Below are 11,926 nucleotides of genomic sequence, written 5' to 3' on the forward strand. Positions count from 1 at the left end.
CTTGATTTGATACAAAATAACCAACACTATATTGAATCCTATGTTGGTTATTTTATATCTTATTTATTTATTAATTCATTTAACTTTTCTTCTATGTATTCGTTAAGCTCTTTCTCGCCTATAAAAATTTTATCCTCTACAAAATCAGGTTTTACTCTAAAGAAATTAATTACTAATTTATTTCCAATAATTATATACTCATCTGAATGCAGAGGCGCGAATAGGACCTCTATTTCATCATGTTTATTAGTACCTGCAACCTCTGCAAGCTTCCCTACCAAGTTACTTAAGTTAAGTTTTTTTAAAGGTTGAACCATTGCGTTTGTATATTCAAAATCTTCCATCATCCACATATTGTTGTTCCAGAATTTTAGCTCCTTCTTATTCCCAACAAAAGGTTCTCTATTCTTTATTGCACTTAAGGCTCTTCTCACTGATTCGCCATTAAATTCTTCATCATAAGCACATGATAAAGCCTGCATATCAGCTACATCATAAAAAAATTTTTCAGCTATATTTTCTTTTTCACTGGCAGCCTGCCAAAAATAAAGCATTGCTTCTACCGCTTCTAAATTTACTTTGATCCTTTGTAACATTTTATTACTCCCTTCAATATCACGTCAGTTAATCCCCACTCCTAATGGTATAATCACCACTCTTGGTTGTGTAATAACAACTTTGTTAAAATTCTTCTATAATAATATTTCTACATATAAACCTAAAATCCTTTCAATAAAATAAAATTTACAACATTTCCATCTCTACTTTTTCCACAATGGCTTCGGTGTTATCCTCTATAAAATTCAGTACATTTTGTATCGTACTATTGGCATGTCTTGAATCATTGCTAACGCAGGCAATGCCAATCACAATAGATTGATGTAAATCTTGATTTTCAACCTCAGCTATAGAAACATTAAACTTGTTTTTCACCTTAGCAATAGTACTTCTTAGTATCATTCTTTTTTCTTTTAACGAATGAACCCAATTTGCATATAAATATATTTTACCTGTACCTATAATCATACTCTTATCCCTTCTATTTATTATATCACTAAATTACTTTCTATTTTAATTATACCCCAAAAGCATTCAAATATTAGTTAATGCACTGTGAAATTTTATACAAGAAAGTCGAACTTATATACTTTTCACAAAACTAGCAATTTAATTATCTCCCCTATAATTTCACCTTTAATTCAATTATAAATTTGCAACCTTTATCTGTATCCTGCACTAAATTTATATTTCCTCCATGCTTTTCAATTATCGATTTTGATATTGCAAGTCCTAGTCCCGTACCCCCAGTTTTAGAATTTCTTGTAGCATCTACGCGAACGAAAGGCTCGAAAATATCTCCTTCAAATTCTTTAGATATTCCTATTCCATCATCTTCAATAATAATTAAAGCATTACCGTCAGCTATTAAAAGTTTGATACTAATGGTAATCCCTGAACTATTATATTTAATACTATTTAGTATAATGTTACTTATGGCCCTATCTAAATTTTTTCTATCAAATAAAACTTCCACTTCATCTTCAGTAATATCAAATTCATATTGAACACCCTTTTGCTCCATAATTGGAACATATCCTGCAATAAGTTCTCTTAAAAACTCACCTATATCATGATTACCTAAATCTAATTTATATTCAGTACTTTCAACACGAGAATATTCAAAAAGATCTTGAATTAAGTCATTTGCTCGTCTACTATTATTGTTAATAACTTTTAACAACTTGTTTTTATCTTCTGGTAAAATGTCCTCATTTTCTAGTAGAAATTCTGAATAACCCAATATACTCGTTAAGGGATTTTTTAAATCATGAGATATATCAAGAATCATTCTTTTCCTGTTATGTTCAGCTTTTTTCTTTAGTAACTTTTCTTGTTGTATTTTTTCTGCCATCAGATTAAAAGCATCCTTTAGCTGGCCTATTTCATTTAAAGAATTAATCTCAACCCGGGCTGAATATTCGCCATTTTTTATAGTATTAACGCCTTTCAAGAGTTTTTTCAACGGCTTAACAAAAATTCTTGATGTAAGTTTAGAATAAAGTACCATTGTAGATAGCAAAAATACCAATATTACATAAGGAAATACTTCTAAAAAAGTGGGCCCGCTCTTTTTAGTTTTACTGGCTTCTTCTAATTGTTCTTTATGTTCAAGTCCCCAGATATAGGTGTCAAAAATACTGTTGGGCATGGCCGTGATTAAAATAAAGTCTTTCTTCTCCCCGTATTTACTAGTATAAAAATAACCATCCTTTAAATTATTTGTAATCATATCATTATAATATTTTTGTGGATATTTAAAACCTACTTTGTGTTCACTGCCGTTTTCCATAACAATAACTAAGTTTTTATCAAGCACTTCAACGTAACCCTTATACTTTATAAAATTTGATACTTTAATATCCTTATAATTTTGTTTTATAATAAATTCTGCTGCAGTATTATCCGCTAGGGAATCCGATGAATTAATAGAAAGATAAAAAAACAAAGCTACCATGGTTAGTATAAATATTGCAATTAAAATAATCAAAAATAAAATATAATTTATAAATAATTGAGTTTCCACTTTCTTACTTTTAAAGTATGCCGCTATTTTCTTTAGTCTATCTCTCTTAATCATGGTTCTTCTCCATTTTATATCCTATACCTCTTATAGTTTTTAAATATTTAGGATTCTTAGGATCATCTTCAATTTTTTCTCTAATATGACTTATATGTACCATTATAGTATTTGAGTCTCCATAATATGGATTTTGCCAGACTATTTCATATAGCTGCTTTTTGGTGTATACGGTTCCTGGGTTCTCTATTATAAACTCAAGTAGCCTAAATTCCTTTGGGTTTAAAGCCAGTTCTATATTGTTCTTACAAATACTACAACTTTCCTTGTCGAGCATTAACTCTCCAATTATTATTCCGGTTTTATGAGTTTTATTAGAATATTTATAATACCGCCGCAATTGAGCCTTAACTCGCGCAACTATTTCAATAGGACTAAACGGTTTTATTACATAATCATCTGCACCCAGTTCGAGTCCAAAGATTTTATCTGACTCTTCTTCTCTTGCAGTTATAAAAATTACCGGTATTTCACTAGTTTCTCTAATCTTTTTCAGAACCTTAAACCCATCAATTTTCGGAATCATAACATCAAGTAGTGCAATGTCAATATCTTTATTCTCAAATATATCTATAGCTTGCATGCCATCTTCTGCTGTAAAAATCTTATATCCTGCTTTTGATAAATGAATTTCTAGAAGTTCTCTAATATCCTGTTCATCTTCTACTATTAAAATATTAATTATGAATCCCTCCCATCTTATATACATTGTACCCTTAAAGAGCCCTTTAACTCAATAAAAAAAGCTCATAACATGTGTTTTATGTCATAAACGGAATAATATTTTTTAACTTTCCATAACTCACTACAAACCAAAGGATAGAAGGTATACCACCTTCTATCCTTTACTAATTAGAATCTTGTAATGCCCTCTTTTGTAACAATACCTTTGATTAATGGCTTAGGTATTATTTTTTCTTGTACTATTTCATATGCTTCTAATACCATTTTTGCAGATATTTTTTGTTTCTGTGCATCATTAGCATAAACTGTTGCAATGGCATCACCACTTTTAACAAAATCTCCAATTTTCTTATGAAGAACAATACCCACTGATAAATCTATTTTGCTTTCTTTAGTTTCACGCCCAGCACCTAACCCTAAAGCTGCCATTCCTATGTCGTCAGCTTTTATTCCTTTTACATACCCAACCTCATTTGATATAACTTTCTCTACTATAGCTGGCATAGGGAATATAGATGGATCATCTACATAAGCTGGGTTTCCACCTTGCGCTACTACAAGTTCTCTTAATTTTTCGAGACCTTTTCCTGATTTTATGATATCCACAAGTATTTTTCTTGCTTCATCTGCATCCTTTGCTTTTTCTCCTAGCACAAGCATATGTGCACCTAAGGTTAAACAAAGTTCGGTAAGATCTTTTGGCCCTTCACCTTTTAATGTATCTATAGCTTCTTTTACTTCTAATGCATTACCAATTGCAAATCCTAATGGTTGGTCCATATCAGTTATTACACCAATGGTTGTTCTACCAACATTATTTCCTATATCAACCATTTCTCTCGCAAGTTCAAAAGCATCATCTTCACTTTTCATAAATGCTCCACTGCCTGTTTTTATATCAAGTACTATAGCATCTGCTCCAGAAGCTATTTTTTTGCACATTATGCTTCCTGCAATTAAAGACATATTATCAACAGTTGCAGTAACATCACGAAGTGCATATAGCTTTTTATCTGCTGGTGCCAAATCAGCGGTTTGACCGCCTATGGCAATTTTAACTTCATTTACGTTTTGCATAAATTTTTCAATTGACATAGCAGTTGAGAAACCCTCAAAAGATTCTAGCTTATCTATAGTTCCACCAGTATGCCCGAGTCCTCTTCCTGACATTTTAGCAACTGGTACTCCCGCCGCTGCAACAATAGGACCAAGTATAAGTGTAGTTGTATCACCTACACCCCCAGTACTATGTTTATCTACCTTTACACCTTTAATGTTTGATAAATCAATGATTTCACCACTATTAACCATAGCCATTGTTAAATCTGCTGTTTCTCTCTTATTCATCTTTTGAAAATATATAGCCATAAGCAGTGCTGAAACTTGATAATCTGGTATAGTTCCATCTGTATATCCACCTACAAAAAAAATAATTTCTTCTGTAGTAAGCTCGTTGCCATTTCTTTTTTTCATTATTAAATCATACATTCTCATAATGTTCACCCCGTAATTATTAATATTAATTTATTTCAGTGCTATCAAATCTAGTTATGAGAATTTGAATCCTTAATTCCATTAACTATTGCTATAGAACTACTAGCCCCTATTCTACTAGCACCAGCTTCAATGACAGCTTTTGCATCTTCAGCTGTTCTTACTGCACCCGCTGCTTTGACTCCCATGTCAGGGCCTACAGTTTCTCTCATTAACTTTACATCCTGAACTGTTGCTCCACCTGTTGAGAATCCTGTTGAAGTTTTTACGAAGTCGGCGCTTGCTTCTTTAGCTATTTTACATACTCTAACTTTTTCTGCGTCAGTTAACAAACATGTTTCTATTATCACCTTTACTATTGCTTTCCCTTTTGAAGCTGCAACTACTGCTTCAATTTCATCTTTTACTACATCATATTTATTTGATTTTATAGCACCAACATTAACCACCATGTCTATTTCCTCTGCACCATTTTCAATAGCTTGTTTTGCTTCAAATGCTTTTACCTCTTTGGTAGTAGCTCCCAGTGGAAATCCAACCACTATGCAAGTTTTCACGTTAGTTCCTTCTAATTGTTTTCTTACGAGTGGTGCATAATATGCATTAGCACATACTGAAGCAAATCCATATTCTTTAGCCTCAACACAAACTTTTATAATCTGTTCCTCGCTGGCTTGTTGTTTTAATAGTGTATGGTCAATATATTGCTCTATTTTCATATTAATCTTCTCCTTTATATTTTATTTTATAATTTTATTTTCTATATACTTTTCTGATCCTTTTAATACAAGCTCTGGCAAAATAGTTACTCTTTTAATTTCAGTGGGATCCAACCCATTTAGATTTTCCAATAACATCTTCATGCCAATTCTACCAAGTTCGATAGATGGACCATTAATAAAACTAATGTTCATACCTATTATATTTAATACATCAACTTTATCAAAACCTATAATAGCCATATCCTTTGGTATACTTAACTTTTCTTCATAAAATGCTTTAATACATCCTAAAATAGTAGTATTACTACTTACAAAAATAGCAGTAGGCCTATTGTCCATATTAAGTATTCTCTTCGTAATCTTATAGGCAGTCTGGTATGTATAGTCACCATAAAGGATATATTCATTGTCTATGGGAATATTATTGGCTTCCAATGCTTCTTGATATCCAAGTAGTCTCTCTTTGGCTGGTCTAGACTTCATGTCTCCTGTAATTATAGCTATTTTTCTGTGTCCTTCTTTTATTAACGCAACCGTTCCATCATAAGCGCCCTTTACATGGTTGATAAAAACCCCACTAAAGTCAAGGTATTCAATATGTCCATCAATTAAAATTATTGGTATCCCGAGGCCTTTAAGAGCATTTAAGTTTTCACCATTACCCGAATCCTTGTAGAATGTTGGAGTTATAATCAATCCTTGAATCCTTTGCTGCTTAAGAACATTAATTGCTTTTAGTTCTTTATCTTTATCCTCATCAGTGTCGCAAAGAATTATATTTAAGTTATGTTCATCAGCAATCTCAGTAATACCTTTAATGATCTCCCCAAAAAACAAATTATTTATATCAGGGATTATGACGCCAATAGTATTAGTTTTACTTGTTGATAGGCTTCTAGCTATAGCACTAGGCGTATAATTTAGTTCTTTTATTACCCTTGATATTTTTTCTCTTGTTTCATCTTTTACATAACCTGAATTATTTAAAACTCTTGATACTGTTGCATGGGATACTTGAGCCTCTTTAGCGATATCATTTATTGTCACTGCCATTTTAGTCCTCCTACTAACCAAAAAAACTCTTACGGTACGATCACAGAATTCTATATAAATAATTAACGCGTTTATAATCCATTTATAACGGATGACAACCTTGCGTTTCCGATGTCATAAAGATTTAATTTTCTGAAATATGTTACCGCTTTCATATTTAGTATACTGCAAGGTTATGTAAATTTCAATAGAACTTATTTATAATTTTACAATTAGGGGTATGAAAATAAATAACACTCCAAGGAAATTCGTATAATTTGTGATATACTTGAAATAATAAAATAGTAATGGTATAATGAACACAGTTCATAAAAGAGGTGACATTATGCCCAAAGTTATTGAAAACTTAAGAGAAACTATAATTTTAGGAGCTAAAAATATTCTATTAACTGAAGGCTTTAAAGATTTAAATATAAGAGAGATTGCAAAAAGCTGCAATATTGGCACAGGTACTTTTTACAACTATTTTTCAACTAAAGAAGAGCTTGTATCAGAAATCTTTAGGGACGATTGGAACAAAGTGTCTACTTTAGTAGAATCACTAAAAATTACAGATGAACCTTGCAAAGAAAAATTCAGAAAAATATATGCATCAATTGAACGGTTCATATACAGCTACATATCAATTTTCTATGAAATGGCTACAATTAACGGAAACAATAATAGATGTACGGAAGCTAATAGATATGAGGTTCTATACACTAAAATAAGTGAACTACTAGATATTGAGAAAACTAAGGGGAATATACTCTCCACTCTTTCTTCTTATAAACTTGCAGAACTTATTGTTTCTAACTTAATGTATATTCACAAAAATAAGTTTATAAGTTTTGATGAGCTATATGATAATTTGAAAATATAACACTGAACGTTTTATCTTATGTTATAAAATAATGTAAGATATTTTTTAATCCTTTTTATGAACAAAGTTCATAAAAAGGATTAAAATGTAAAAATACTGATCTTGAAATTTAAAATTTATAAAAAATGGAGGATGTAAATATGTTAATTTATGCAATTATTTTTATAACCCTAGCTCTTGTATTTTATACAATAGGTGTTTGGAGTGAAAAACTTCAAGGAACCCTTAAACCTTGGCATTTAGGTTTATTCCTACTCGGCCTAATATGTGATACAACTGGTACAATTCTTATGGAGAATATAGCAAGCAAATCAGTTGTGGTAACATCCGTACCTAGTTTGCATGGAATTACCGGTGTTATTGCTATAGCCCTAATGCTTGTTCACGCTATATGGGCTGCGGTAGTTCTTATCAAGAAAGATAAAAATATGATATCAAGATTCCATAAATTCAGTATAATAGTTTGGATTATTTGGTTAATTCCCTTTATCTCGGGCGCTATGGCTCACATGAAATAATATAAATACATTTTCAATGATCGAATCCTTGAAGAAATTGTGGAAGATGAAACTACTTATTAGTAGTGGTAACATATTTGATTATGTTATTAATATTAAGATTTGGCACCATAAATATTGGAACTACAATTAACAATAACTAAAAGCAACCTGACTTATTTTTATTTATTCTAAATGATTTATTATCAATTGCTCTCTGCACAGCTAGTACACCATCTAGATGATCATATTCATGTTGTATTAACTCTGCCAAATCTCCTGTAAATTCTATACTACAATCAGCCCAATCCAAATCTTTGTAGTAAACTTTACAAGTTTTATATCTGTATAATTTTACTTCTAGCCCTGGATAACTCATACAGTCATCCCATATTTCGAATTTTTCCTCTCCTATAAATTCAAGTCTAGGATTTATAAACGCAATGGAAGTGTCATCAAAACTAACATAAATTATTCTGTAAAGCTCATTTATTTGTGGCGCCGCTATTGCTCTTCCGAAGCCATATTTTTCTCTAAAATTAATCTTTGTATCATGTAAATCTTCAACTATTTGTTTTGCTTTGCCAATTTCATCTTTTGATACCACTTTACATACCTCATATAAATTTTCATTACCTAATAGTAATATTTCTCTTATAGCCATAATATTTCCCTCCATTAGTTTTCGTTATTTTATAGTAAGTTAGTTTCTATCCATATTTCGTCTATTACTGTTAATACCAAATCCTATTTTAGATAAGATTCTAACAACTTTATTTTATGATATATCTGAAGTCTTAACTTAATATAAGTTATTGCCATTAATTACAGAATTCATTACTACGCTCCTTGTGAACCATATCTAAATTGTAACACAACTGTATAACTACAGAAAGAAAATAGAAATATTATGGATAAACAGTATCAAAGATTATACTCTATACTGGGAAGAAAGTTGGTATGAAAAGTATGGCACATATAATAACACATAGCCCTGAAATACTACTCGACCAAAGTATACATTTAATGCCTTTCTTATTGTATTCATCATTTTTAAAAAACTTGATTCCGGCTACAAAAAAAAGTAATGCTGTTATTATTACTAGAATATTCATTGAAAACAATATTTTAAACATTTGAACCCCCCAAATTTTATATTTTTATTTATTTCTCTGCTTGTTAATAAGTAAACATATTCAATCAGGTTATTTCATGAAAAATGCAAAAGCATCTTTATCAAAACCGTTAGACCTAGTTACAACATTTATATTCCGAATATGATAGATTTCGCCCTTATAATCCTTTGCTTGATTATCGCATATATAGGCATAATCGTAGTTACCTTCCTTTACCCATTTCATGAATATATATGTATGAGTCGGAATACCATTTTTATCACCATTTACATCCGTAGTGAAACAAATATCTCCAGGCTGTAAGTTTTTATAATCCATTTGTTTCTTCCATCCCTTTTCCGTAAATATAGAGATAATTTGCCCTGTATTGCTTGTTGCATTGGGTAGACTAAAATTGTTTCGCCTTAGCACTTCAGCTATAAAATAAACACATGTATTTGCTGAACTACCGTCATTTAATTCTATGGCTGAAGCATAGACATCTTTTCGATTGCCTGTATCCTCTAGAAAATTATATACATTTTTATTTAAAGATTGGTTTCCACCTTGTATATATGGATTAATATTTTTTTGAAACATTATCACTATACTTGTTATCACCAAAACAAATATAATCAACTTTACTTTTCTCATTTGTTATTCCCCCATATTTTTTCTAGTAATTCAACTTCACTTAATTCTATAAATAATTTTACAAGGTACTTTTCATGAAATAATTATAATCATTTTACAAATTCATCAAAAATATTTTCATCCATTTATTTTTTAATGTTCCAATAATCTAATTGTAATATATAGTCCTATATTTTTCCTAAACTAAGTATAAACAAAATATAAACTCCTCTTTTCCAACTAAATTAAAGCACAAGAAAACCCCCGACTAATTAATTAGTCGAGGGTTTTAATTGTGGATGCTAGGCATATTAGCCTATTATCAGTAAAACTTATCCGTTATACATAATCAAAAAAAACTACTTATTTTATCCACATTTACTCCTTGAAAATTCAACTTTATCAACAATTCATTCATATTAGTACACAATGCTTAACCATATTTAATCTTTACTGAAGTGCTGTTCTTTCTTCAGTTAGCAAATTCCATGTTTAACTGGCTCAGATATTAATATCTCTAAATTACCTTTGATTGCATACTCACCTAAGCTAGCTGGAATAAGAAAACTATCGCCTTTTTTAATTTCTTCATTATAATTTTCTCCTTCAATACTCCCAACTCCATCAACACAAGTAATTATAGAAAAATACTCTTTTTTACTATGTGTTTTAAATACATAATTAACTATACATTTATCTATATTAAAGTTTTCACTTTTGCATAAGTTAGTATATTTATATCCTGAGTAATCTTTATAATCTTCAACTAGTCTCTCTGCTCTTAAGTTAAAATCAATTACCTCTAATGATTTTTCTACGTGAATTTCTCTATCTCTACCATAATCATACACTCTATAAGTAATATCACTATTTTGTTGTATTTCTGCAATAACTATTCCTTGGCATATTGCATGCACGAGTCCACTGTTTATTAAGAAAGAATCACCCTTCTTAACTTTTATTCTATTTAAGCATTCTTCAACATTTCCTTCATTAATTGCTTTTACAAATTGTTCCCTTGTACACCCATTTGTACCTACTATTAATTCCGACCCCTCTTCTGCATCTACTACATACCACGCTTCTGTTTTCCCATTACTATTTTCTACTCTTTTTGCATAATCATCATTTGGATGAACTTGAACAGATAACTTATCATTAGAGTTTATTAATTTAACAAGTAAAGGGAATTCATTATCAATTAATATATCTCCAAATATACTCTTCTTATATTTATTAATAAGATCATTAAAAGTCATACCTTTAAACTTTCCATTAGCCACTATACCTGTACCATTTGCATGACACGCAATATCCCAGCTTTCTCCAATCTTCCCACTTGGAAGATTCTCTCTAAAGCCTTCTAAATTACGCCCCCCCCAAACTTTCTCATAATATAAATTCTCAAACTTTATTGGATACACTATATTATCCCTCCGTTTTTCATAAAATATTAATACGTTAATATTAACTCTACTTTATAATATTTATATACATTTTTTACTATTATTTTAAAAAGCTATGAATTTAGTTATTTAACATCTAAGGTTGTGTTTCCTATGCCATATACGCTTTCCCAATCGTTTGTAAATTGATTAACACTCCAATCAGTAAGAGGATGATTAATCATTGCATCTAATATCTCTGGATTTACTGTTACAGAGTGTCCACCTGCAAGAGCTACATTGTGTACCTGTTGGACGTTTTTAAAAGAAGCAGCTAAAACTTTAGCATCTATGTCATATTGCTCAAATAATTGAACTATTTGAGCTACAACAGAAACTCCATCACCACTAATATTATCTATTCTATTAACATAAGGAGCAACAAATTCAGCTCCAGCTACTGCTGCCATGAGAGCTTGTTGCGCTGTGAAAATTGCTGTAGCAGTTATTTTTATTCCCTTTTGTTTAAGTATTTTCATTGCTTTTATTCCTTCAGGTATAACTGGAATCTTAACATAAAGATTTCCACCTATTACGCTATTTAAATATTCTGCTTCTTCCACCATTTTTTCAGAAGTTAAGCTAACAGCTTGAACATGAAGCATTGACTCATTACCTATAATTTTTCTGATACCCTTTAAAATATCTAAAAAGCTTTTGTTTTCTTTGGAAATGATTGTTGGATTTGTAGTAACACCAGCCATAGGGTACAAGTTGTAAGCCCTTTCTATAGCCTCTAAATTTGCAGTATCAATTATATATAACATAATTATCTCACCCTTA

The 11,926-nt window shown here is 30.5% G+C and carries 14 protein-coding genes; 2 read left to right on the plus strand and 12 right to left on the minus strand.

What is annotated here, in order from left to right:
• Positions 1–59: 59 nt before the first annotated feature.
• The 7 genes from JJE11_RS00930 to JJE11_RS00960 form a co-directional block, all read right to left on the minus strand.
• Positions 60–596: a hypothetical protein gene (locus JJE11_RS00930; RefSeq protein WP_291632368.1), complete on the minus strand. Its 537-nt coding sequence runs from the start codon at positions 594–596 to the stop codon at positions 60–62.
• Positions 597–744: 148 nt separating this feature from the next.
• Positions 745–1,026, minus strand: coding sequence for a DUF503 domain-containing protein (locus tag JJE11_RS00935; RefSeq protein ID WP_291632369.1), 282 nt, complete (start codon positions 1,024–1,026; stop codon positions 745–747).
• Between the two features lie 154 nt (positions 1,027–1,180).
• Positions 1,181–2,638, minus strand: a complete 1,458-nt coding sequence (locus JJE11_RS00940) for a HAMP domain-containing sensor histidine kinase (protein ID WP_291632370.1) — start codon at positions 2,636–2,638, stop codon at positions 1,181–1,183.
• Positions 2,631–3,320 (minus strand): response regulator transcription factor, encoded by a 690-nt coding sequence (locus tag JJE11_RS00945; RefSeq protein ID WP_291632380.1) that lies wholly within the window; start codon positions 3,318–3,320, stop codon positions 2,631–2,633. Before JJE11_RS00945 ends, JJE11_RS00940 begins: the two co-directional genes overlap by 8 nt.
• A 170-nt stretch (positions 3,321–3,490) precedes the next feature.
• The gene (locus JJE11_RS00950) at positions 3,491–4,816 is read right to left on the minus strand and encodes a pyrimidine-nucleoside phosphorylase (protein WP_291632371.1); all 1,326 of its coding nucleotides are present in this window, start codon (positions 4,814–4,816) and stop codon (positions 3,491–3,493) included.
• Positions 4,817–4,866: 50 nt separating this feature from the next.
• Positions 4,867–5,535 (minus strand): deoxyribose-phosphate aldolase, encoded by a 669-nt coding sequence (deoC, locus tag JJE11_RS00955; RefSeq protein WP_291632372.1) that lies wholly within the window; start codon positions 5,533–5,535, stop codon positions 4,867–4,869.
• A gap of 21 nt (positions 5,536–5,556) precedes the next feature.
• Positions 5,557–6,591 (minus strand): LacI family DNA-binding transcriptional regulator, encoded by a 1,035-nt coding sequence (locus JJE11_RS00960; RefSeq protein ID WP_291632373.1) that lies wholly within the window; start codon positions 6,589–6,591, stop codon positions 5,557–5,559.
• Positions 6,592–6,916: 325 nt separating this feature from the next.
• Between JJE11_RS00960 and JJE11_RS00965 the strand changes: the two genes are divergently transcribed.
• Both JJE11_RS00965 and JJE11_RS00970 read left to right on the plus strand, forming a co-directional pair.
• Positions 6,917–7,453 carry a TetR/AcrR family transcriptional regulator gene (locus JJE11_RS00965; RefSeq protein WP_291632374.1) on the plus strand — a complete coding sequence of 179 codons (537 nt, stop codon included), beginning with the start codon at positions 6,917–6,919 and terminating at the stop codon, positions 7,451–7,453.
• A gap of 140 nt (positions 7,454–7,593) precedes the next feature.
• Positions 7,594–7,971, plus strand: coding sequence for an HsmA family protein (locus tag JJE11_RS00970; protein WP_291632375.1), 378 nt, complete (start codon positions 7,594–7,596; stop codon positions 7,969–7,971).
• 139 nt (positions 7,972–8,110) lie between these two features.
• Here the strand turns inward: JJE11_RS00970 and JJE11_RS00975 are convergent, their stop codons facing one another.
• The 5 genes from JJE11_RS00975 to JJE11_RS00995 all read right to left on the minus strand — a co-directional run bounded on the left by JJE11_RS00975 (position 8,111) and on the right by JJE11_RS00995 (position 11,910).
• The gene (locus JJE11_RS00975; RefSeq protein WP_291632376.1) at positions 8,111–8,614 is read right to left on the minus strand and encodes a peptide deformylase; all 504 of its coding nucleotides are present in this window, start codon (positions 8,612–8,614) and stop codon (positions 8,111–8,113) included.
• Between the two features lie 274 nt (positions 8,615–8,888).
• Entirely contained in the window at positions 8,889–9,086 is a 198-nt protein-coding gene (locus JJE11_RS00980; protein WP_291632377.1) for a hypothetical protein, read from the minus strand.
• Positions 9,087–9,155: 69 nt separating this feature from the next.
• Positions 9,156–9,719, minus strand: a complete 564-nt coding sequence (locus tag JJE11_RS00985; RefSeq protein ID WP_291632378.1) for a hypothetical protein — start codon at positions 9,717–9,719, stop codon at positions 9,156–9,158.
• Between the two features lie 455 nt (positions 9,720–10,174).
• Positions 10,175–11,122 (minus strand): type I phosphomannose isomerase catalytic subunit, encoded by a 948-nt coding sequence (locus JJE11_RS00990; RefSeq protein WP_291632379.1) that lies wholly within the window; start codon positions 11,120–11,122, stop codon positions 10,175–10,177.
• Between the two features lie 107 nt (positions 11,123–11,229).
• Entirely contained in the window at positions 11,230–11,910 is a 681-nt protein-coding gene (locus JJE11_RS00995; protein WP_291632381.1) for a fructose-6-phosphate aldolase, read from the minus strand.
• Positions 11,911–11,926: the final 16 nt, after the last annotated feature.

The organism is Clostridium sp., assembly GCF_016650095.1.
GTDB lineage: Bacteria > Bacillota > Clostridia > Clostridiales > Clostridiaceae > Clostridium_AD.